This window comes from Streptosporangium sp. NBC_01755 (genome assembly GCF_035917995.1).
Classification (GTDB): domain Bacteria; phylum Actinomycetota; class Actinomycetes; order Streptosporangiales; family Streptosporangiaceae; genus Streptosporangium.
On the sequence record NZ_CP109131.1, the window covers coordinates 3,640,618 to 3,661,137 of the forward strand.

General features: G+C 67.0%; 22 protein-coding genes and 2 pseudogenes. 12 read left to right on the plus strand and 12 right to left on the minus strand.

Features of this window, described 5'->3' with window-relative positions; translation table 11 throughout:
• Positions 1-141: 141 nt before the first annotated feature.
• On the minus strand, positions 142-1,062 hold the full coding sequence (locus tag OG884_RS17045) for a LysR family transcriptional regulator (RefSeq protein ID WP_326646333.1): 921 nt from the start codon (positions 1,060-1,062) through the stop codon (positions 142-144).
• Positions 1,063-1,178: 116 nt separating this feature from the next.
• Here OG884_RS17045 and OG884_RS17050 point away from each other — a divergent pair, with 116 nt between their 5' ends.
• The 4 genes and pseudogenes from OG884_RS17050 to OG884_RS17060 all read left to right on the plus strand — a co-directional run bounded on the left by OG884_RS17050 (position 1,179) and on the right by OG884_RS17060 (position 4,305).
• Entirely contained in the window at positions 1,179-2,279 is a 1,101-nt protein-coding gene (locus OG884_RS17050; protein ID WP_326646334.1) for a pyridoxal-phosphate dependent enzyme, read from the plus strand.
• A 90-nt stretch (positions 2,280-2,369) separates the two neighbouring features.
• Positions 2,370-3,548 (plus strand): ArgE/DapE family deacylase, encoded by a 1,179-nt coding sequence (locus OG884_RS17055; protein WP_326646335.1) that lies wholly within the window; start codon positions 2,370-2,372, stop codon positions 3,546-3,548.
• Between the two features lie 103 nt (positions 3,549-3,651).
• A pseudogene (locus OG884_RS37530) lies at positions 3,652-3,735 on the plus strand (IS5/IS1182 family transposase); the annotation flags it as partial.
• 150 nt (positions 3,736-3,885) lie between these two features.
• A complete protein-coding gene (locus tag OG884_RS17060; RefSeq protein ID WP_326646336.1) occupies positions 3,886-4,305 on the plus strand; it encodes a hypothetical protein in 420 nt (139 codons plus the stop codon).
• Between the two features lie 192 nt (positions 4,306-4,497).
• On the opposite strand, the gene OG884_RS17065 is transcribed toward OG884_RS17060, so the two are convergent.
• Both OG884_RS17065 and OG884_RS17070 read right to left on the minus strand, forming a co-directional pair.
• Positions 4,498-4,707, minus strand: coding sequence for a hypothetical protein (locus OG884_RS17065; protein ID WP_326646337.1), 210 nt, complete (start codon positions 4,705-4,707; stop codon positions 4,498-4,500).
• A 106-nt stretch (positions 4,708-4,813) separates the two neighbouring features.
• A complete protein-coding gene (locus tag OG884_RS17070) occupies positions 4,814-5,053 on the minus strand; it encodes a hypothetical protein (protein WP_326646338.1) in 240 nt (79 codons plus the stop codon).
• A 1,842-nt stretch (positions 5,054-6,895) separates the two neighbouring features.
• Between OG884_RS17070 and OG884_RS17075 the strand changes: the two are divergent.
• Both OG884_RS17075 and OG884_RS17080 read left to right on the plus strand, forming a co-directional pair.
• Positions 6,896-7,078, plus strand: a pseudogene (locus OG884_RS17075) (helix-turn-helix domain-containing protein); the annotation flags it as partial.
• 252 nt (positions 7,079-7,330) lie between these two features.
• Complete coding sequence (locus tag OG884_RS17080) at positions 7,331-8,326, plus strand: XRE family transcriptional regulator (RefSeq protein ID WP_326647137.1); 996 nt, start codon at positions 7,331-7,333, stop codon at positions 8,324-8,326.
• Here the strand turns inward: OG884_RS17080 and cutA are convergent.
• Together cutA and OG884_RS17090 are read right to left on the minus strand one after the other, a co-directional pair.
• A complete protein-coding gene (gene cutA / locus OG884_RS17085) occupies positions 8,292-8,636 on the minus strand; it encodes a divalent-cation tolerance protein CutA (protein ID WP_326646339.1) in 345 nt (114 codons plus the stop codon). The genes OG884_RS17080 and cutA overlap by 35 nt on opposite strands.
• Positions 8,637-8,929: 293 nt before the next feature.
• Positions 8,930-10,042, minus strand: a complete 1,113-nt coding sequence (locus OG884_RS17090) for a hypothetical protein (protein WP_326646340.1) — start codon at positions 10,040-10,042, stop codon at positions 8,930-8,932.
• A 240-nt stretch (positions 10,043-10,282) separates the two neighbouring features.
• Here OG884_RS17090 and OG884_RS17095 point away from each other — a divergent pair, with 240 nt between their 5' ends.
• The 3 genes from OG884_RS17095 (at position 10,283) to OG884_RS17105 (ending at position 13,592) form a co-directional block, all read left to right on the plus strand.
• Positions 10,283-11,407, plus strand: a complete 1,125-nt coding sequence (locus OG884_RS17095; RefSeq protein ID WP_326646341.1) for a DUF5685 family protein — start codon at positions 10,283-10,285, stop codon at positions 11,405-11,407.
• A gap of 149 nt (positions 11,408-11,556) precedes the next feature.
• Complete coding sequence (locus OG884_RS17100) at positions 11,557-11,940, plus strand: creatininase family protein (protein ID WP_326646342.1); 384 nt, start codon at positions 11,557-11,559, stop codon at positions 11,938-11,940.
• A gap of 11 nt (positions 11,941-11,951) precedes the next feature.
• Complete coding sequence (locus tag OG884_RS17105) at positions 11,952-13,592, plus strand: serine/threonine-protein kinase (protein WP_326646343.1); 1,641 nt, start codon at positions 11,952-11,954, stop codon at positions 13,590-13,592.
• A 321-nt stretch (positions 13,593-13,913) separates the two neighbouring features.
• Here the strand turns inward: OG884_RS17105 and OG884_RS17110 are convergent, their stop codons facing one another.
• Both OG884_RS17110 and OG884_RS17115 read right to left on the minus strand, forming a co-directional pair.
• Positions 13,914-14,333 (minus strand): protein-tyrosine phosphatase family protein, encoded by a 420-nt coding sequence (locus OG884_RS17110; RefSeq protein WP_326646941.1) that lies wholly within the window; start codon positions 14,331-14,333, stop codon positions 13,914-13,916.
• 169 nt (positions 14,334-14,502) lie between these two features.
• Positions 14,503-14,841 carry a hypothetical protein gene (locus tag OG884_RS17115; protein ID WP_326646344.1) on the minus strand — a complete coding sequence of 113 codons (339 nt, stop codon included), beginning with the start codon at positions 14,839-14,841 and terminating at the stop codon, positions 14,503-14,505.
• Between the two features lie 15 nt (positions 14,842-14,856).
• Between OG884_RS17115 and OG884_RS17120 the strand changes: the two genes are divergently transcribed.
• Both OG884_RS17120 and OG884_RS17125 read left to right on the plus strand, forming a co-directional pair.
• Positions 14,857-15,420, plus strand: a complete 564-nt coding sequence (locus OG884_RS17120) for a flavoprotein (protein ID WP_326646345.1) — start codon at positions 14,857-14,859, stop codon at positions 15,418-15,420.
• 441 nt (positions 15,421-15,861) lie between these two features.
• Positions 15,862-16,548 (plus strand): hypothetical protein, encoded by a 687-nt coding sequence (locus tag OG884_RS17125; protein WP_326646346.1) that lies wholly within the window; start codon positions 15,862-15,864, stop codon positions 16,546-16,548.
• Between the two features lie 184 nt (positions 16,549-16,732).
• Here the strand turns inward: OG884_RS17125 and OG884_RS17130 are convergent, their stop codons facing one another.
• The 5 genes from OG884_RS17130 to OG884_RS17150 form a co-directional block, all read right to left on the minus strand.
• Positions 16,733-17,107 carry a hypothetical protein gene (locus OG884_RS17130; protein ID WP_326646347.1) on the minus strand — a complete coding sequence of 125 codons (375 nt, stop codon included), beginning with the start codon at positions 17,105-17,107 and terminating at the stop codon, positions 16,733-16,735.
• An 833-nt stretch (positions 17,108-17,940) separates the two neighbouring features.
• Positions 17,941-18,177: a hypothetical protein gene (locus tag OG884_RS17135; protein WP_326646348.1), complete on the minus strand. Its 237-nt coding sequence runs from the start codon at positions 18,175-18,177 to the stop codon at positions 17,941-17,943.
• A gap of 122 nt (positions 18,178-18,299) precedes the next feature.
• Entirely contained in the window at positions 18,300-18,686 is a 387-nt protein-coding gene (locus OG884_RS17140; protein WP_326646349.1) for a hypothetical protein, read from the minus strand.
• A 3-nt stretch (positions 18,687-18,689) separates the two neighbouring features.
• Positions 18,690-19,211: a hypothetical protein gene (locus tag OG884_RS17145; protein WP_326646350.1), complete on the minus strand. Its 522-nt coding sequence runs from the start codon at positions 19,209-19,211 to the stop codon at positions 18,690-18,692.
• Positions 19,212-19,356: 145 nt separating this feature from the next.
• Complete coding sequence (locus OG884_RS17150; RefSeq protein WP_326646351.1) at positions 19,357-20,127, minus strand: hypothetical protein; 771 nt, start codon at positions 20,125-20,127, stop codon at positions 19,357-19,359.
• A 111-nt stretch (positions 20,128-20,238) separates the two neighbouring features.
• On the opposite strand from OG884_RS17150, the gene OG884_RS17155 reads away from it, so the two are divergent.
• Positions 20,239-20,520, plus strand: a complete 282-nt coding sequence (locus OG884_RS17155; protein WP_326646352.1) for a cadmium resistance transporter — start codon at positions 20,239-20,241, stop codon at positions 20,518-20,520.

Consider the following 20,520-nt stretch of genomic DNA (forward strand, 5'->3'; position numbering starts at 1 on the left):
GGAGGAGTGCGGCGGCCTGGCGTGCGGCAGAGGCCGACACCGAGATCTGGATATGGCTGGTCGCGGCGGGCACCCGCGAGGACGGCCACCTCATTGAAGACCCGCCCCACAAACAAGAGTCGCGATTGCGTACCGTCCCTTTCAGGTATCGATCGGGGCCGTCGCCTCTGTGACCGCCTGCCGGAGCGCGTGGCGGCATGCCCTGATGGCGGGGTGTCGGCTGCGGCCTCGGCGTACCGCGGTGAAGATGCGGCGTGTCCGCTGGCCGCGGGGGAGCTGCCGCAGTGCGACGGTCGGGGACTGTCCGATCCATACGAGGTCAGGGAGCAGGGCGACGGCGTGGCCTTGTTCGACGAGGCGAAGGTGGATCAGGAGGTCGGTGGTCTCGAACCGTACGTCGGGTTCGAAACCGGCGTTCCGGCACAGGGTCATGGCCCAGTGGCGGGCGGCCGTACCCTCGGGTTCCATGGCCCAGGGACGGTCGGCGAGTGAGCGCAGCGACGCCGTGGCGCCGTCCGCGTCATCGGCTGGTTCGGGCAGCGCGAGGTGGAGGGAGTCGTCGAGCAGGTCTTCTTGTTCCAGTTCGGCGGGCCGGGGGTTGGGGTTGCCCGGGTACTCCTCGGCGATGACCAGGTCGAAGTCGCGGGCCTGAAGTGCGAGCAGGGCCGTTTCCGGCGGCATCTGTGTGACGTGCGGCCGAAGGCCGGGGTGGAGATCGCGCAGGATGCTCAGTGCCCTGGGTATCAGGGCAAGGGTGGCGGTCTGGAACGAGGCGATGCGCAGGGTCCCGGTCAGATCGGTCAGGGAGGCGGCGATGTCCGCCTCGGCGCGCTCCAGACGCTTCAACACCGCTTCGGTATGGGCGACGAGGATCTCCGCCTGCTCGGTCAGCCGCACGCGTCGCCCGATCGGCTCCAGCAGTCGGACGCCGACCTCTGCCTCCAGTTGGGAGAGCTGCTGGGAGACGGAGGAAGGGCTGTAGGAGAGGGCGTCGGCGACGGCCGCGAGGGTGCCGCGGTGTTTGAGTTCGCGCAGCAGGCGTAGTCGGTGCAGGTCGAACATCGGCGGACCGTTCTCTTCGTCGTCGCGGAGAGTTTTGATTAGTTGGTTTTTCTGATGAATATAAGTTGGAAACATTCGCTGGACCGATTAGAGGTGTATGTCGCACGCTGACTGTGATGTCTGAGATCGCTGCTTCCGTCCGTACGCTGCCGTGGTTCGCGCGGCCCGCCGCCAGGTTCTGGACCTGTGCGCCCGCCCCCGCTGAGGTGCGGGGGTTCCATTCCTCCCTGCCCGGGTACGCCCCTACTTCACTGATCGAACTTCCCTGGCTTGCCGTCGAGTTGGGGGTTGGGCGGGTCTTCGTCAAGGACGAGTCGTCTCGTCTGGGCCTGCCCGCTTTCAAGGTGCTGGGCGCATCCTGGGCGGTGCACCGCGCCCTCGCCGAGCGGGTGGATCCGGTCACGTTGGTGACCGCCACCGACGGCAACCACGGCCGCGCTGTGGCTCATATGGCACGTCTGCTCGGCCGGCGCGCCCGCGTCTTCATTCCGTGGGGTGTTCATCCGAGGGCTGTGGCGGACATCGCCGCCGAGCAGGCCGAGGTGGTTCAGGTCGAGGGCTCGTACGACGAGGCGGTGCGCCGGGCGGCCGAGGCGGCCGTCGCGCTGGATACGGTTCTGGTTCAGGACACCGCCTGGCCGGGCTATGAGCAGATCCCCGGTTGGATCGTCGAGGGCTATTCCACCCTCTGTGCCGAAATCGACGAGCAGTTGATGGCCGCTGGAGCTGGGATGCCCGATCTCGTCGCCATCCCGGTGGGCGTGGGCTCGCTGGCCCAGGCCGTCGTCACCCACTACCGCAGCCGTCCGGCCGGGCCGGCTCCGGCGCTGTTGTCGGTGGAACCTACGGCCGCCCCCTGTGTCATCGAGAGCCTCGTGCGTGGCGAACCGGTCAGCGTTACCACCGGTGAGACCATCATGGTCGGCCTGAACTGCGGCACACCCTCCAGTATCGCCTGGCCTTACCTGCGCGGTGGGCTGGATGCCGCCGTGGCCATCGCCGATGCCGACAGCGCCCGCGCGGCCGGTGACCTCGCCGCTCTCGGTGTTTCCTGTGGTCCCTGCGGTGCGGCCTCGCTCGCCGGCGTCCGCGCCGTGCTCACCGGTGACGGCGCCGGCGAGCGCCGTACCACACTGGGTCTTGGCCTTGCCTCGACGGTGGTGTTGCTGTGCACCGAGGGGAGCGCGGCCAATCCGCATGCCTCTCCGGATGTCTGAACTCAGCGTCACCATCTGGCGCATGGCCAAGGCCGCGCCGTTTCGCCCATTCCCGTGCCAGGGAGGCGACAGTGCTTTCGGAAGGTCCGCATGCTCTCTGAAACTCCCGCGAGTTCCGCGGTTCCCGACACATCAGACCCGGGTGCCCTCCTCGCCAGGCTCATCGCCATCGACTCCGTCAACCCCGAGCTGGTGCCCGGCGGTGTGGGCGAGACGGTCATCGCCGATTTCTGCGGTGAATGGTTGGCCACCCGTGGCTTCGAGGTGCACCGCCTGGAGAAGCGCGCCGGTCGCCCCTCGCTGGTCGCGATCGCTCGTGGCACCGGCGGCGGACGGTCACTGATGCTCAATGGCCATCTCGATACCGTCGGCCTGGCCGGCTACGAGGGCGACCCGCTCGAACCGCGGATCCGTGACGGAAAGATGTTCGGCCGCGGTGCCTTCGACATGAAGAGCGGTATCGCGGCCATGATGATCGCCGCCGCGCGCGCCACGGCACAGGGGCACCTCCGGGGAGATGTCATCCTCGCCTGCGTCGCCGACGAGGAACACGGCAGCCTGGGCACCGAAGAGGTACTCAAGTCCTTCAGCGCCGACGCGGCGATCGTCACCGAGCCGAGTCATCTCGAGGTGACCCTCGCGCACAAGGGCTTCGCCTGGTTCGACGTGGAGATCGAGGGGCGGGCGGCTCACGGGTCCCGTCCCGAGCTGGGCATCGACGCCATCGTCAAGGCCGGTCACTTCCTCGTCGCGCTGGAGGAGTTGGGGCAGCGCCTCGCCCAGGGGCCGGCGCACCCGCTTCTGGGGACGGGGACGGTACACGCCTCCGTTATCCAGGGTGGGGAGGAGCCGTCCACCTACCCGGCGCGCTGCCGCGTCACGCTGGAGCGTCGCACCGTACCCGGTGAGAACGCCGACACCGTGGAACGGGAGCTGACCGCGGTCCTCGACCGCCTGGCCGCCGTGGTTCCGGACTTCCGCTACCGGCTGTCCCGAGGTCTGTATCGCCGGCCCTTCGAGGCCGACCCGCAGGCCGCGGTCGTATGCACCCTCACGCGCCACGCGACAAGGGTCCTCGGCCATTCGCCGGTGGTGCGAGCCGAGCCGTTCTGGACCGACTGCGCGCTGCTGGATCGGGCCGGCATTCCCTGTCTGCTCTTTGGCGTCGACGGCGGGGGTGCCCACGCGGCCACTGAGTGGGCCGACATCGCCTCCCTGCACCGAGTGGCCGAGATCCTCACCGACACCGTCGCGGACTTTTGTTCCTGAGCCTTCGGCCGGGCCTGACCGCGGAGCTGCGCACCTACGTCATCCGCGGCGGCGGTTCGGCCGGGCCTGACCGCGGAGCTGCGCGCCTACGTCATCCGCGGCGGCGGTTCGACGGGGTGACGGGCGGTCTCGCACCGGCAGCCCGTGGCGGGACCTGCCCGAGGAGTACGGCTCATGGTCCACCGTCGACGACCGGTTGTCGAGCGTCCGCCCAGCTTCTGCACCGATGTCCAAGCGAATTGCAAGCAGCCGTCGCCAGGCTGGATGTCACAGGGGCCGGTAGGCCTGTCGTGGGCCGTATGGTCCTCGATTCCGCGTCCGCGTGACAGGAAGAGACATGACCGCGTCGGAGCACGAGTCGTATGTGCCCAGAAGGCTTTCCGACCCCGCAGAGGAGCCACCGCGTGAGGAGCCACCGCGTGAGGAGCCACAAGGCTGCCGCCGGATCCCCGCGATACTCGTCACAGTCGTGATCGTTGTCCTGATCGCCCTGGTGGGAATCACCTTTTGGAAGAAGCCCGTAGCCAGTGGCGACAACAGGTCGACCGCTCAGTGCGTGGACACGAGCTCACGTCAGGCTGACGGCACCCACCGGCTCGTCGACCGCCGCAAGTGTGAGAGCGATGAGGCCCAACGCGGCCAGTACCGCTGGCAGAGCCAGGGCAAGACCTCCGACTCCGGCCAGGATCGCAGTGTTCTCCGCCGAATCGGCGATTTCATCGGTTACCTGTTCGGCGGAGACGGTAAGCGCCGTTGAACCTCGTCGGTTCGTGACCGCCGCCGGAAGAGCCGCATCAAGGCTGTCCTGACAAACACGCCGGGAAGCGACGGGCACCGCTGAGAGCCTGTTCGGCGGCGAGAGGGCGACCACGGCGACCCAGAACCCGCCGTCGCGAGGGAGGCCACGGCACGGCGGCCCGGACCGGGGAAGGGAGGCCGCCGTGCCCGCTCAGAAGTGGTCGACAGTGGCCGAGGTGGAGGTGAGGGCCAAGCGGTGCAGGAGCGCGGTCGCCTCGGCCTCGCGCATCTGGGTTTTCAGGCCCTCGGCGGTCCGGTCGCAGAGCAGCAGCGGTTCGGGGGTGGGCCAGGTGGCGATGGCCTGGAAGAGACGGCTGCCGGTGCCGTAGAGCACGACCCAGCCCGGCCGGGTGATCTGCACATGGCGGCTTCGGAGCGGGCCTCGTGGTCCCAGGTGTAGTGCGGGAGCGAGGCGGTGGCTTGGCCGTCGCGATGGCGTCCGCGCGTGGCGGGTGGGCGGCGGCGGATCATGAGATCACCTGCCCGGCGGCCTGTTCCTGCGCCTGCTGGGCGATGGTCTCCTGCCGGTCGGTCTCGGAGCGCAGGGCCTCCAGGGTGTCGGCGTCGACGGTCCGTTCGGCTCCGGCGTGGAACGCGACCAGGGGGAAGGGCTGCTCCCGGCTGGCCCACAGTCGTCCGGCATCGCTGAGGATCAGTCGCCAGCCGGGGATGGTGGGCTCGGGTTCGGTGGATTTAGCATCGTTCACTGATTGGACCTCCATCCGATCAAGGGCCCGTCCGGTCGTTCGCAGCGGTGGACGGGCCCGCTTCATGGGGTGGGCAAGGACATGGAGGGGCGCGCCGTACGGGCCGGGCGGCCGGTACGAAGACGAGGTGAGCACCGCGCGGTGCGGGGCCGTAGAGGTCGCGTCCGCGCAGGTGGTGTACGAGTGTTTGAGATCGGTACCTACGTCGCGCCTGGCTGATCGCCGTTGAAAAGCGCGGCGTCGTCCGTGGGGAAAAGCGCGGCGAGGGTGGTGGAGTGGTTCAGGGCCGCTCGTTGGTGTCGCGTCGTGCGGGGTCAAAGGTCAAAAGCGCGGCGGGGGTGGTGGAGTGGTGTGGGGCCGCGCACCGGTAACGCGTCGTGCGGGGTGGTGGCGGGCGTTGGTCGGGTGTGGGTGACCGGGGGCGGGCCGGTGGAGCTCTGGGAGGGGGCAAAGCGGGTCATGGCGGGCGTGGAGGCGGGGCCGTGGTGGTGACGATCGGGGATTTTCCATGATCTGGATGAGTTGGCACGCTGGGGGCGTGCGGATTCACCCAGATCAAGGAAGGCGCCACTCCCCGCCCCTCGGGTGGGCCGCTTTTCGTGGTGGAAGGCCCGATTCGTCCCCGCCCCCGGCCGGGGGCGACCCGTGACCGGACGCCCCGCGGACCTTCGTACCCCGTACGGCGAGAGCCCCGTACGGCGAGAGCCCCGTACGGCGAGAGCCCCGTACGGCGAGAGCCCCGCGCGAGGCGGCGGCGAGGAGCGGCCCCGGATCCTTCCGCACCGCGGCGGACCCGTACCGATGAGCGGTCTTGGGCCACTCCACGGTCCTCGGCGCGCTTTTGACCTTTGACCCCGCACGACGCGACACCAACGAGCGGCCCTGAACCACTCCACCCCCCTCGCCGCGCTTTTCCCCCACGGACGACGCCGCGCTTTTCTACCGTGACCGGCTCACCGGACTCGGATGCTCGTACACCACGTCCGTGGACGCGACCGGCGCAGACAGCCGATCGCCTGGGGCGGGCCGCGAGGTGATGCCTGTGGTCGGTCTGAGGTGGCCTGGTAGAGGCCGATCTGGACGAGGGCACCGGGCGAAGCCGACAGGGTGCGCGCCGGGACAACAGCGCCGACATGGCAGGCACGATGGCCGGGGCCTGTTCGGGACGGCGCTGGACGGGCACCCGCGGAGCCACCTCGGCCAGGGCCTGCTCGGCAGACCGTTGGGTGGGCACCGACGCCACCGCCTCAACCGAGGTCTGCGCGTCCGACCACTGCACAGGTACCGGCGGAATCGCCTCAACCGAGGACTGCTCAGCAGACCGCTGAGCGGGCACAGCTGCGATCACCTCGGCGGGGACCATGCGGACGGGCGGCTCGAAGCAGGGCAGGGAGCAGTCTCTGGTCCGGCGGGCCTGCAGGCGGGTGGCCATCAGCGCAGCGGAGGGCTGGGCATACTCATGGTCGGCGGCTTGGTCGGGGCAGCCGTGTGCGTAAGGGGCATGCCCGCAGGTGGCGCAGCCCATCGGCATCAGTGCCGCGTCGGCGAAACAATGCCTCTGCCGTGACATTGGGCAACGGGAGCGACCGCAGCAGGCTTCGCGCCCCCCGTCTTTCGGATCACCTTCGGAAATCATGCGTCAAGGTTGTTCACCTGGGATTACGCGACCCATCCCGAGCCGGAATCCTTCGGCAGGATAATCGATACCCCTTGACGGGATAACCCCTAGCGTTAAGCGTTGGATATCCAGAGGTCGAGGCATCGAAGGGGGTGTGTCGAATGCCTGCAGAAACGACTAAACCAATCGTCATCCTGCCGGAGCTATGGCAACGTCCCGAAGTTATGTCGGCTCTCCGAGAGCGGAATATTGGTCAACTCTTCCGGCTAATTCGCCAATATGCCGGTTTCAGTCCGACTTGTATCGGCGTCGCGGTGAATCTCAGCCAGGGCAAGGTCAGCGAGATCATGAAGGGGAGCGCCCAGGTCACCTCGTTTGAGGTGTTCGAGCGCATCGCTGAGGGCCTGCAGATGCCCGACCCCGGCCGCATGATCCTGAGTCTGGCCCCTATCCATCCCCCAGCACCACGGACGATCGACGCTGTTCCCTATCCCTCCCCATCCATCCCGCCTCGGGATGGAACACCAACAATTGCCCTGCTTAGCGTGGAGAGCACCGTTGCCGTTGGCCAGTCTCAGAGCGTTGACCCGTGGGATATCGATGTTCTGACCCTGGCCTGGATTGTGGGAAGGCTGGACTCATCCGTGGACCGTCGAACGATGCTTATCCTCGCTGCCGGAATGACCGCCGAAGCCGCGGCCACTCTCAACGGCCCCTGGGAGCGCCTTTCCCGTGCGCTTACCGGACCGCAGACCCTCGATGAGGACACCGTCGAACGCCTCGAAGCGCGCACCATCGGCTTCCACCGTCTGGAGTACGTCCTTCCCGCCCGAGCCATCTACCAGGGGATCAGCACCCACATCAACGAGCTGAGCAATCTGCTCCAGAGCGGCTTGCCCGATCGGTTTTGCCGCCGCCTGGCGGCAACTGCCGGTGAAGCCGCCACTCTCGCCTCCTGGATCGCCTGGGACCTCAAGCAGCCCGGCCAGTCCGCCGCGTTCGAGCGCGTCTCCGCCCTGGCCGCCAAGGAGAGTGGGCACTCGGTGATCCAGGCCTGCACCTATGCCTACAGGTCCTACGCCGTCGAAGGCCAAGCCGCCTGCGAGACCGTACGGCAGGCCCAGCAGTTCCTGCCCGCCCAGGGTGATGACGCCACCCGAGCATGGCTGCTCAGCCGGGAGGCCGAGGAACTGGCCGCACTCGGTGACCGCCGGGCCATTGACCTGTTGCACCAGGCAGAAGAGGCGTACAGCCGGGCGCAACCCCATAGAGAACAAGCATGGACCCGTTTCCTCGATTCTGGCCGGATGGCCGCCTTCCGGCTCTCCACCTATGTACGACTCGGCGACGAGCGCAAGGTGGTCGAGGCCGGACAGGCCGCGCTGTCGGCTGTCGGCCAGGACACCGACGGCAAGATAGCGGCCATCGTCTATGCTGACATCGCCCAGGCCCAGCTACAGATCGGCGACATCGCCGAAGGGGTCGCCTACGCCCGCCAGGCGCTCGATGCTGCCCAGCGCAGCGAGACGACCTGGGGGCTGCGGCGCCTGACCGCCGTGGAGAGGGTCCTCGCGTCTCAGTCGGACCGGGCGGCCAGGGAACTGGTCGGTGACATCGTCTCTACCCGTCAGAGGCTGGAGAGGTCTCCCGCCTGATCCAGTCGAGGTAGTCGGTGTTGCCGACCACCAGGGGGACCGCGACGATCTGTGGCACCTCATAGGAATGCAGTTCCCGCACCCGCTTGGCGAGTTCCTCGAACCGTTCCACGGTGGTCTTCATCAGCAGGAGTAGCTCCTCGGAGCGCTGGACCTCGCCCGCCCACCAGTAGACGGACTCGATCGGAGCGATGATCTGGCAGTCGGCGGCCAGCCGCTGTCCCACCGCCGCCGAACAGATCCGCTCCGCCTCTTCGCGGCTGCCGGCGGTGACACGAACCTCGACACAGTCCGAAGCATTCTCGACCATGCCAACACCCTGCCGAATCATCCCCATGAGTATCAAGAACGGCACTCCGCGCTCAGGAGTCCTGAATGTCGTCGACGCATCTGATCGGTGGCAAGCGCGGAGCCGGAGCACACGTCACGGCGACGGTTAGGTAGGACGCGGGTGATCATCCTCGGCGAGGACATCAGGGGTTCGGCCGCGGCACCGAGCCTCGCCGAGGACGGGTTCGCCGGACTCGGCACGGACATCCGACCGGCGTCGGATGATCCGTATCCCGGGTCCGACCCCGAACCTCGAATCGGAAAATCAGCGGGTCAGGAGGGCGACTTCAGGAAGTCGTCCACGAGGTCCGAGGGATCGGGGGCTGCCGACGGGTCGAACAGCCCGGGCAGCTCGCCCGTGAGCAGCATCTTCAGCACCAGGGTCACCGGCCCGTCTTGCTTGATCTTCAGCGTGGCCCGCAGCACCGCACCGTCCCCGGAGCCGACCTCGTCGTGCGCGATGTCCTCGACGAGGTCGGACAGCGGCGTGCCGGACTGCGTCACGGCCTTCGTGGTGAACTTCCCGGTAAAGGTCTCCTTCACCTTGCTCCCACGCGGCAGCACGCACACGACGTTGACCGCCTGGTCGGTCGTGGCCGCGGGGCGGCGCAGGCCCACGCCGTACAGTGCCACGGCCGTCGGCGGAGACGGTACCGTGACCGCGGCGGCGACCACGTCGCCCAGACATTCGGCGATCGCGGCGTGATCGGGGTCGGCTGCCAGGGAGGGGTTGCCGCCCAGGGCACTTGCCACCGGATCGGCCGAGGCTCCGGACACCAGCACCGAATCGGTCACCACCACTTGGTTGAGCCGGTTGAGCAGGCCGAGCTCGCTGGTCAGCACGCTGTCCGGGTCGATCGCGCCGTCGGCGGCCAGCGTCAGTCCCCGCTGTCCACCGATCGTGCGCGGCTTCGCCCCCAGGGCGGTCAGCTTGGTACGGATGGCCGCTGCGTCCTGCTTGCCTTCGATACGGATCGCGGTATTCGGCGGGTTGCCCAAGGAGACGGCTCGGACGGCTCCGTAGACGTCGATTCCGGTCCTCTCGGGGAGCAGCCGCGCGCTGCTGCCGAGCGCGCCGAAGCCGAAGCCGATCGCCGGCAACCAGCGTTCCTCCCTCTTCTCCGGGCCGCTCGCGGTGACCACGCCCAGCTCGCGCCAGTGCGCCATCTCTCCGTACTCCAGGTATTCGGCGGCCGGTCCGCCGGCTGACAACGCTTTCATCATCTCGCGCAGTCCGCCGGACTCCCCGGCGCCGGTGACCGGGGAGGCAGGGGCACCCGAAGGCCTGGCATCCAGCGTGGCCCGGGCACCCGGGGGTCTGGCATCCGGGGTGGCCGGGGCCGGGTCTTCCGCTCCGCCGCAACCCGCCACGACCAGGCCTGACATCGCAAGAAACAACCCGAGCCCACGCACATTCGGAACCTTAGCCATTGACCGCCCCGGCCGCCGCCGTGAGCAGGAGGGTCAGTGCTCTTCTCATGATCTCGTTCCTTCGGGTTTGTGAACGAGATCATCATCCGGGGACCCGCTGGTATTTGGGTGAGAGATCGCTGCAACCGCCGCGTTGCAAGTGTGTGACAAGTGGAGCCTGGCAGGCTGGATGATGGACATTCAGGGAAGGGACCTATGTTTGGGATTGTTCGCCCATGCCGGCACGGGATGTGCGGCGGGCTGTTCAAGGAGTGGATGGCGCACCTGTGCGGGCTCTGCCTGGCCCTCAGGGATGAGCACGGGCATGCCTCCCGGCTGGTGACCAACTACGACGGTCTACTGGTGTCCGTGCTCACCGAGGCGCAGGCACCGGCCTCCTCCCCGCACCGGCGCGCGGCGGCCTGCGCCCTGCGCGGGTTCAAAGGCGCCGACGTCGTCGAGGCCGAGGGGGTACGGCTGGCGGCCTCGGTCTCGCTGATCCTGGCCGCGGGCAAGGTCAGGGACCACGTCGAGGACGGCGACGGCATCTACGCCCGCCGGTTGGTGGCGGCCGGCGCGGGGCGGGTGGCCGCACGCTGGTCGGCCGCCGGATCGGGTACGGCCTCCGCCCTCGGGTTCGATCCCGCTCCGCTCCTCGTCGCGGTTGAGGAGCAGACCCGGCTGGAGCGCCTGCCGAACCCGAGCCTGCTCCAGCTCACCGCCCCCACCGAGGCCGCGGTCGCCGCCGCCTTCGGGCACACCGCCGTACTGGCCGGCAAGCCGCACAACCGGGAGACGCTGGAGGAGGCCGGGCGCTACTTCGGCCGCCTGGCGCACCTGCTGGACGCCGTCGAGGACCTGGCCCGTGACCGCGCCCATGGGGCCTACAACCCGCTCGTCGCCTCGGGTACCGACCTGGCCGCCGCACGGCGGCACTGCGACGACGCCGTGCACGGGTTGCGTCTGGCGGTGGCCGAGCTGGACCTGGAGCGACGCCGTCTGGTCAACGCGCTGCTGGTCAGGGAGACCGGCCGCGCCACCGGCCGGATCTTCGGCGAGGCCGAGCAGGAGAGTCCCGAGGCGCCCCCAGGCGATCCGCGGCTGAAGCCGGACCCTGGCGGGCTGCTGTCGCTGCTGTGCATGTCGGCGGCCTGCTGCACCTGCGGGTTGTACCGGCCGCCGTGGGACGAGGACCGCTACAAATCATGCGGTGAGCGCTGTGACGCCAGCGGCTGCGACGCCTGCGGGCAGTGCGGCGACGCGTGCTCAGGTTGCTGTGACTGTTGCTCCGGTTGTTCCGACTGCTGTAACTGCGACTGCAACTGCAACTGCAACTGCTAGTGCTTTATTCATTTTTGGGCGGTCAGCTCACGAGAGTCTGACAGAGAGGGTCATGCCGACGTGCTGTCGGCCGATCGACAGGTCATCGCCCGTGACCGCATCCGCCGGAACACGCTGTTCACCGGGATCGTGACCGTCCTGTCCCGCCGGTGACGATCTCCTGCTCGCACGAGCACAGCACCTGGCCGGGAACCGCCGGCATCTCCGCGCGAACCCTGCACGCGATCGTCACGGACGTCCACGACTCCGTCACCCGCTCCGGTCCTACGGCCCTGGTCGTCGTCAACGGCCACGGCGGCAACTACGTGCTGAGCAACGTTGTCCAGGAAGGCAACGCCGAAGGCCGCACTATGGCGCTCTTTCCCCTGCACGGTCGCTGGTGGAATCATCTCTGGTTACAAATGCACCCACCTTGTGTCAGAGCGCCTTTACGCATGCCCATGAGCAGGGGGTGTGCTTTCCGAAAGTGTATGCTCCGGAGAGGTACCTACTATTCCAGGATGGTTTGCACTAGTCATGAGAAGCACGATTAGGCGCACCACGGATGAATGACCTGCTTCCGGATGATCCTCGCCAGATCGGCCCTTATCGAGTGCGGGGCCGCTTGGGTGAGGGCGGCATGGGCGAGGTGTTTTTGGCACGTTCCCCTGCCGGACGCACGGTCGTGGTCAAGCGCATCCACCGCCACCACGCGTCCAAGCCCGAATTCCGTGCCCGGTTCGCCCGCGAGATCGACGCCGCCAGCCGGGTGGGCGGCTTTCACACGGCCCAGGTCATCGAGGCCGATCCGGACGCTAACCCGCCGTGGATGGCCACCGCCTATATCCCCGGCCCATCCCTGTCCGCCTTTGTCGCCGCGCACGGTCCGCTGGCCGCCGAGGCGCTGTGCGCGCTGGGCGCCGGACTGGCTGAGGGCCTGGCCGCCATTCACGCCTGCGGTCTCGTGCACCGCGACCTCAAGCCGCGCAATGTGATCGTGGCAGACGACGGCCCTCGCATCATTGACTTCGGCATCTCCCGGCTACTGGACGCCAGCACCCTCACCGAGACCGGCGTCGTGGTCGGCACCTACGCCTACATGTCTCCCGAGCAGATCAATGGCGAGTCCGCCGCTCCGGCCTCGGACGTATTCTCCCTGGGCTGCGTGCTGGCCTTCGCGGCCACCGGCCAAAGCCCCTTCGACGCCGACTCGCTGCCCGCGATCGTGCTGCGCATCATCACCTATCAACCCGACCTCAGCCAGGTCCCTCACCGACACGACTTACGCGACCTGATCGCCTCCTGCCTCTCCAAGGCTCCCACCGGTCGGCCCACGGTCGACCAGATCCTCGCCCGGCTCACGCACCCCGGCATCGAACACCAGTGGTCACTCGCCCTTCCTCCCTCGCTCGGGACCGCTGCCTTGCCTGCCGACCCCCAGCCCTCCCCGCCGATTCCACAGCCATCGGCCGATCCGGTCATTCCGGCGGAGCCCTCACCTAATGGGTCACCCGAGGTCACCTCACTCGTCGTCTTGCCGGATCGGCAACTCGTCGGTACCGGTCACACCGACTTCCCCCCGGCGCCGCCCCGAAAACTGAGCCGGCGCCGCGTTCTCCTGCTCGCCGGACTCTGCGCCATCGTCGTCCCCGCTGTTGTCATCGCCCTGAATGCGCAAGAGACGCGATCCGGTACGGGCCGAGAATCACCCTCCGGGACCACCACGCCCGCTTCCGCCTCGCCTAGCACAAGTGGCGGTGCGCAGCCTGTGGACAGTGATCTCAACTCTGCGGAGGCATCAAAGGAGATAGCGCGACTAGAGCAGGTGAATCGGGGGCTTCGCTCGAAGTACGAGTCGCTTGAGAAGCCGAAAGGTACTCTCTCCTATGCGGCGTCACAAGCACGACTGTTGCAGCTGACGTCACTGAGCAGCGACATGAAACTGCAAGCCGATTCGATCAACACGCTGCGACGCAGAGTCGCTACGAAGATCGCGAATTTGATCACACAGAGCGCCGCCGCACGCAGTCAGGCGGAGAAAGAAGATCTCGCGAAACAAGCGACAGACATGGAACCCCTGGACCGGGCGCTAGAGTTGCAACTCAGAAAAATCGACACGCTACGCGATGCGATCGGCACCGAAATTGATGCGATAAAGAGGATTGTGGGCCGCAACATCGAAGACACCTTCTCTACGTTTGGTTAGGCGGTGGGACATCCGGCCACATAGTAGAGATAAAGCGTTCTCGCCTGTTGAGAAGTAGGTGAGAGGGGCCTGCGGTTGGACATCCCGGGAATTGCGCTCACACTCCTCATGGAATACGTGAGCTCGTTCAAGATCATTCCAGCGCTGCTGTAAATCTTTCTTCGACGTCACATGCTCCAGACGGCACCATTCGCATGCGAAGCACTCGGACTCTCCAACACGGGTGGCCCGGTTCCCCGTTGAGCCTCATGTGCACGCGGTATCGGGCTGGTCAGGGGCGGCCGAGGACCTCTCCGGCGAGATGTCGGGTGGGTGAGCCGCCTACCGGAAGCGGGAGACGAAGCGGCGTTGCCATGGTGTCTCGACGGCGCGGCGGGCGTAATGCCGCCGGACGTAGGCGACCGCTTCGTGGCCCGGTACCCCGTCCAGTACGGCGAGGCAGGCCAGTGCAGTGCCTGTCCGGCCATATCCACCACCGCAGGCGATCTCGACGCGCTCGGCTTCGGCGCGTACCCATGCCTCGCGTAACGCGTCGCTGGTCGCCGTACGGTCGGACGGCAACCAGAAGTCGGGCCAGCGGAGCCACCGGGTCTCCCAGGTGACGGGGGGTGGTTCATGGCCCAGCAGGTAGAGCGCGAAGGTGGGCGCGGGACCTTCCGGGAGCGGTCGGCGCAACCCCCGGCCGCGGACGAGCCGACCGGAGGGCAGTCGCAGTACGCCCGCCATCGTGGGCTCCCACATAGCGATCACGGCACGAGCGTAGCCTTCTCGCTCGGTCAGTGTGCTGACCAGAAGCGCTCGCCGTACCGGCGCACTTCCTCGGCCAGGCAGGTCGCAGTTCGGTCGTGTTCCAGCGGCATGGACAACCCGCCGAGCCGCGGCATCGGGAATGTCACGCGGGATCCCGAGTTCATGAGCGGGGAAGGCCGCCGTCTGGAACGCTGGGGCGACTCACTCGCCCGAGTCCCGGCGCCTCGGTGCACGCGTGATGACGGGTGACGGCCAGGAAGTACGCGGCGAAGGCCGACATGACCACTTCGATGTCCCACAGCACCCGCATGACATCGATGCCCGCGGAGCCGAAGTGCCCGATGCCGAGGCCCTGGGCCAGCGGGTAGTTTCCATATTTGGAGTTTCCATATTTGGAGTCGACGCATGAGGACTCACGCTGGACCTCATCTGGTTGAGCGAGCAGGGCGGTGACCCGGCGGCACCTCGGGTGCGTCAGCGGTCTTTCGGCTACCGGCAAGAGGATGGTGCACCAGTGAGCCAGTCCGGCAAGGTCCTCTACGTCATCGTGTGTGCCGCGGGTGGCGCCGGTGATGTGGGTCGTCTCGTCACCCTCGCCCAGGACGAGGGCTGGGTCGTCCAGATCGTCGCCACCCCGCCGGCCCTGGACTTCATAGACGTCCCCGCCCTGGAACAGCAGACCGGCCGCCCCGTCCGCAGCCGGTATCGCAAGCCGGACGAGCCCAAGCCCCCGAGGGCCGACGCGATCATCGTCGCCCCCGCGACCTACAACACGATCAACAAGTTCGCCCAGGGGATCGCCGACACCTACGCCCTCGGCCTCCTCGCCGAAGCCCCCGGGCTCGGTATCCCCGTGATCGTACTGCCCTTCGTCAACAGCGGCCTCGCCTCGCGCGAGCCGTTCCGCCGGAGCGTCGAAAGCCTTCGGGCCGAGGGCGTCCCCGTCCTGCTCGGCTCCGGTAGGTCCGAGCCGGACACGGCCGCCGCCGGAGGCGGGGAAGCGGAGAGCCGTCCCTGGGCCCTTGCCCTCGAAGCCCTCGAAGCCCTTGAAGGAATCGAGCGGCACCGTCGTGAGTGAACAGGCATGGAACACCGCTTCGCGGTCTCGCCGTACGAGCCGGTGACGTCTTGCCGCGAAAAGGTGTTTCCGCAGCGAGGGGCGCGGGCCGCGGTATGCCAGGTGTGAACGCCATTGATTTTCGTGGTTCCCGGTTCGCTTCGATCATTCTTCGAGTGGTCGACTCATATGCGACGGGACTGCCCGGCCTTAGAATGATCACTGGAAAGAGGTGATGATCTGGAAGGCTTGGGAAGACAGCGATTCGGTGTGGTGGTCGATCCCGGCCTGTCCCCGGAGGTCGCGGATCTGCTCCGTGCGAATCCAGCGTTGCTGGCGCGCATACGATCAGGTTGGAGGCCACTGGAAGAACCACGGAAAAAATCCGCGGCCCCCCTGGTGGTCGGCGGCATGCTCACCGCGGTCGGCATTTTGGCGGCGCTCTCCTTTGGGTGGGGAGCCATGGCCGTAATCCCGCTGTTCATCGTGCTCGCCTGGTTTCTTTCCGCCGCGATCAGGGCTGCGGGGGATGTCGAGAGCGTTACTCCGGAGCGGGAACTGTACGGTCTCGCGCACCGCTACCGGGATTCCTATTTTCTCTTTGACGACTTCGACACCGATGCGAGGAACCTGTTCGCCCGTGCACGGGGGGCGGTCGGCTCCGTCCTGCGATCGCGCGTCAACACCGAGGGACTGCTCGACGTCGCGCGGAACGCGGTCATGCTGCCGCCACAGGAATGGGAGATCGCGCGCCTGCTGGCCAAGCTCTCCTCCCTCCGGGAGGAACACCGCGACCTCATGCGTGGCGGGGTCACCCGGGAGGTGGCAGCCGCTGTGAAACCGCTGGAGCGAGCGCTCGCCGGCAGTGAGGGCGCCGTCATTGCGAAGGTGGAGGCGCTGGAACGGTACGCGGCTCATGTCGCCGACGCCGAACGTGCCTACCAGGCCCGTGACCAGATCGAGGCATTGGTGGAGCGGCTGCCCCGCTATGAGGAACTGCTCGCCGAGTCGGGGGCCGACGCCCTGAGCATGCCGGAGATCGGACATCTCACGGGTGAGGCCGACGAACTGGAGCAGGCGTTGCGTGCGAGCATCGATTCGGCGCACGAGCTCTTCCTCCATCTGGACGGTCCGGAGCGGTCCGGATGAAGGTCACCTGCGGGTCCTGCCACGAACGGATGTGAGAAGGGCGCCTGTGCCACGAACGGGTGTGAGGAGGGCGCCTGTGCCACGAACGGGTGAGAGAAAGGCGCCCCTGGTCGGCGGAGCCCGGCACGGTCATTTGACGACCATCGGCGCCGATCCGCGTTTAACGGAACCGCATATAAAAGATTTATCCCGCATCACCCGCTTGCTCCATAGATTCCATAATGTCGACGATCATGCGAATTGCCATGGTTTCGTCGTTGGTGAGATGGTTGATGTAGTCGGCCAGCAGGACGAGGGTCGCTTCCAGAGCGTTCATCTCGGCTTCGGTCCAGGGCCCGTACTGCTTGCGCCAGAGTGTCGGGCTCAGGCCGATGGCGCTGGCGGTCAGCATGCCCGCCATGACGGGGATGGCTTCGGGCCTGATGCTTATGGTCATCTTGCGCATGCTGCCGATGACGTAGGGAACCACGGATTCGACCACGTCACGATCCTGCTCCTCATGGGCCTGGCGCAGCCATTCCATGTACAGGTAGACGAGCGTGCAGGCGCCGTCGAGCACGTCACTGGCGTCCTCGCTGGAGAAGATCCGAAGAACTCGTCGATCAGCTCTCTCTGCTTGGGATCGGCCTGCGAGGCACCCTCGCGAATACGGGTGAGAAGCGAGTCGACGTAGAGCAGCGCGGTCCCTACATCGCCAACCGGGGCATATTCCGGGTCAAAGGAAGACAGCATCGCTACCTCGCTTGGGGGCTTGATATCCGGCCTGCGTACCGGGCGGTTGCGGCAACACCTCTGTCGAAAAGTACTCCCTTCGGAAGCGCCTCAAGGCGGATATTCGCGCAACCGAGCAGGTGAGGATTAGGACGGAATCATAAAAACATGATGATTTCCGATGTCTCCAGCGCCGATGATCTTCCAGGCCGCTCCGGGCAGCCGGTCGCGCCGCCATGAATTCTCGCCCGAGGCCGCTGGGAGCCGCGGAGCCGCGGAGCCGCGGAGCCGCGGAGCCGCGGAGCCGCGGAGCCGTGAGGCCGCGGAGCCGCGGGGCCTGTGTGCCCGGCTCCGCCTGGCGAATTGGTTCGCCGAGTTCGGACCTTTCCAGTGTGCCGAGGGCATCGCGTCACATGGTCGGCCCGAACAGGTGGCGCGCCGGGACGAGTGAGGTCGCAGGCGAATCGCCGGTGTCTCCGCCACGGATCCGCGATCAGGTGCCCCCGTACGGAAACGCGGCGTACCCGTTCGGGAGTGTGATCAGCGGGCGGGGACGTGGTCGCACGCGCCGAGCGCGGGCGGGTGCGCTCGGTGCGACGGGTCCTCGGTACGGGGGTCCTCGGTACGGGGGGTCCTCAGTGCGAGGGGTCCTTGGTACGGGGGGTCCTCGGTGATGGGTCCTCAGTACGACGGGTCCGAGATGGACTCGGCTCGGTAGACGTCCATCGACTCCTCGCCGTCCTCGTCCACGCCCACCTTCCTCAGCTGCAACGTCCGGCTGCCGATTTTCAGGGAGCGTTCACCGTTGATCTCCGTGGACGCGAACACCGTGACCGAGTGACCGTGCATATCGCGCACCTGGTCGTATTCCGGTCCGTCAGGAATGTCTAGCTTGATGCGCCTAGTCTCGAACGTCACTCTCCCAGTGTGAAAGCCCCGGCTCCGAAAATCGATCGCGCGCGCAACGATATTTGGCATCGGTTTCAACCGGGTGGTTATGGCGGTCGGCCAAGGACGGCGCCCCCGTGGCCGGCGGGGACCTACGGCAGCGGATCGATCTCGAGATTCTGGTCGTACTGGACGAGCTCCGCCCCGCGATCCGTGAGGATGGGCCACCGGGTGGCGCGGGCACACCAGATGACGTGTCCGGCCGTGATGTCGCGCGACCCGTCGAGGATCTCCGCGATGTCTCCGACCTTCCCGTGTGTGAAGTCATCGATCTTCACGCCGGGTGTCGTGACGAGCTCGAACAGCTCCACCTGGGTCGAGATCGGGGAGATGGACAGGACGGCCGCGAGGCTGGTCGCCGGGACGCATATCCCACCGCCGCGGAAAAGGCACATGGCGGCGATGCTTCTGGAGTATTCGGTCTTCGCCACCGCGATGTCGACCAGCGCGCTCACGTCGAGTACTCGACCGGGAAGCATGGCTCAACGCCTCCTGAACGGGCGAATGCCGATCTGGCCCCACTCCGCCTCGGAGAGCTGGTCGACCCCGAGGGATTCGGCCGCCATGTCGAGATCTTCTCGGTGCAGGTTCCAGCGGTGCATCAGGGTGATCACGTGAGGTTTGTTGCCGATCTCTCGCTGGACCGCCGTGTGGATCATGTCGACGATTCGGTTTCCGGTCAGCCGCGCCTTACGGGAAAGTGCCTCATAATCCGCTTTATCCAGCTCTATGGTGATAGAGGTGTCTGGAGCTGATGCGCTGATTGTCTTCTGTCCTTCTCTAAGCTGGAGATGTGCCAGCCAGAGCGGAACCGAGTCCGATTCTTGCCTGGCGCCATCGTGATCATTTTCTGATGGTTTTTCCGATCCTGTGCCGTCTTGCCTTGCCGGCATGGAGTGGGCCATAAGTTCGACAGTAGCTGTGAATTGTGGATTATGGCAGCACTTCTGTGTGACTTCGATGGCAGGCGCGAGCAGGATTCCCGGCCGCGTGCCATCCATCATCCGCCTCACCTGCCTTTCCAAGCCCCGAGGCCGCCGTCTCATTCCTGGTGCGGGACATCACCGGTCTCGGGCGTTCCCAGGGCCACACGCATCCCTATGCAACCGAGCGTATCCACATATACATATATGTGTAGGTCCAAATTCATCATTCAAGGAAACCTGATGACTGGGAGGAGGCGGACGAACTCGGACCGGGAACGGACGGGCCGGACGCGGGGTCGGATGGGCCGGGAGCAGGGTCGGACGCGGGGTCGGACGAGCCTGGGGCAGGGCCGGATGCGGGGTCGGACGAGCCTGGGGCAGGATCGGACGCGGGGTCGGACGAGCCTGGGGCAGGATCGGACGCGGGGTCGGACGGGCCTGGGGCAGGGGTGACGGTGCCGCAGAACCCTGCGGCCTGTCGTTGCTCGGCTATCTGGTCGACCGGTTTCCGGTACTCCGACTGCTCCTCGGGCGGCGGCTCGTACCGCCACGAGCCGCTCTCGAAGACGAAGCCGAACTCCGTCGTGTCACCGAGCCGATCGGCCTGGACCATGGCGCTGTCACCGGTGATCGCGACGGTGGCGATCGTGAACGGGGAGTCGGCCGCGAGCTGAGGGCAGAGATCGAACAGCCTCACGTACTCCTCCCGGGTGATCAGCCCCTGCGCCCCGGTGGTCCACAGGTCCCAAAAGTCACCGTAGGAACCGCTGCTGTACGCGTCGAGTGCCGGCTGGGCGGCCTGGCGGACCGAGACCTCCGAGTGCTCGGCATCGGGTGTCGGGGCCGAGCCCGGCGGCGAGGAGGGCGGGTTGAGCACCATGAACACGGTGATGACGGCCCCGATGGCCACACCGAGGGCCATGATGACTATCACGGTCAGCCCGCGCCCGGTCTCGCCCCGCGGCGGCTGGCCGTACTGCGGCGGATAGCCCACGTGCGGTCTCCGAAGGGCCGACAAGAGTGGATGAACGTGATCATAATGCCCGTAGCTCGCGGCTGACCACGATCGCCACCTGCCCTGGGAGAAAGGGGACATAATGCGCCCGTGATTCAAGCGATCGGTACGGCCGCCGCCGTCTTCGCCGTCGCCAGCGGGGCCGACAACATCTTCGTCTACACCCCGCTGTTCCGCACGATCGGTCCGGCATCCAGCGCCGTCACGGTGGCCGTGTTCGCGCTGCTCGTCGCGGTCTGGTGCGTGGCGGCGTCCTGGCTCGGCTCACACAGGAAGATCATCGACCTGGTGGAACGGTCGGGCAGGTGGCTGGTACCCGTGGTGTTCATGGTCATCGGTGTGGCCATTGTGGCGGAGTCGATATTTAGATAA

Excerpts from the sequence above, each read along its gene's own strand:
- OG884_RS17045 (WP_326646333.1), bottom strand. The coding sequence starts at position 1,062 with ATGTTCGACCTGCACCGACTACGCCTGCTGCGCGAACTCAAACACCGC.
- OG884_RS17050 (WP_326646334.1), top strand. The coding sequence starts at position 1,179 with ATGTCTGAGATCGCTGCTTCCGTCCGTACGCTGCCGTGGTTCGCGCGG.
- OG884_RS17055 (WP_326646335.1), top strand. The coding sequence starts at position 2,370 with ATGCTCTCTGAAACTCCCGCGAGTTCCGCGGTTCCCGACACATCAGAC.
- OG884_RS17060 (WP_326646336.1), top strand. The coding sequence starts at position 3,886 with ATGACCGCGTCGGAGCACGAGTCGTATGTGCCCAGAAGGCTTTCCGAC.
- OG884_RS17080 (WP_326647137.1), top strand. The coding sequence starts at position 7,331 with ATGCTTATCCTCGCTGCCGGAATGACCGCCGAAGCCGCGGCCACTCTC.
- cutA (WP_326646339.1), bottom strand. The coding sequence starts at position 8,636 with ATGGTCGAGAATGCTTCGGACTGTGTCGAGGTTCGTGTCACCGCCGGC.
- OG884_RS17090 (WP_326646340.1), bottom strand. The coding sequence starts at position 10,042 with ATGTCAGGCCTGGTCGTGGCGGGTTGCGGCGGAGCGGAAGACCCGGCC.
- OG884_RS17095 (WP_326646341.1), top strand. The coding sequence starts at position 10,283 with ATGTTTGGGATTGTTCGCCCATGCCGGCACGGGATGTGCGGCGGGCTG.
- OG884_RS17105 (WP_326646343.1), top strand. The coding sequence starts at position 11,952 with ATGAATGACCTGCTTCCGGATGATCCTCGCCAGATCGGCCCTTATCGA.
- OG884_RS17110 (WP_326646941.1), bottom strand. The coding sequence starts at position 14,333 with ATGTGGGAGCCCACGATGGCGGGCGTACTGCGACTGCCCTCCGGTCGG.
- OG884_RS17125 (WP_326646346.1), top strand. The coding sequence starts at position 15,862 with ATGGCCGTAATCCCGCTGTTCATCGTGCTCGCCTGGTTTCTTTCCGCC.
- OG884_RS17140 (WP_326646349.1), bottom strand. The coding sequence starts at position 18,686 with ATGCTTCCCGGTCGAGTACTCGACGTGAGCGCGCTGGTCGACATCGCG.
- OG884_RS17145 (WP_326646350.1), bottom strand. The coding sequence starts at position 19,211 with ATGATGGATGGCACGCGGCCGGGAATCCTGCTCGCGCCTGCCATCGAA.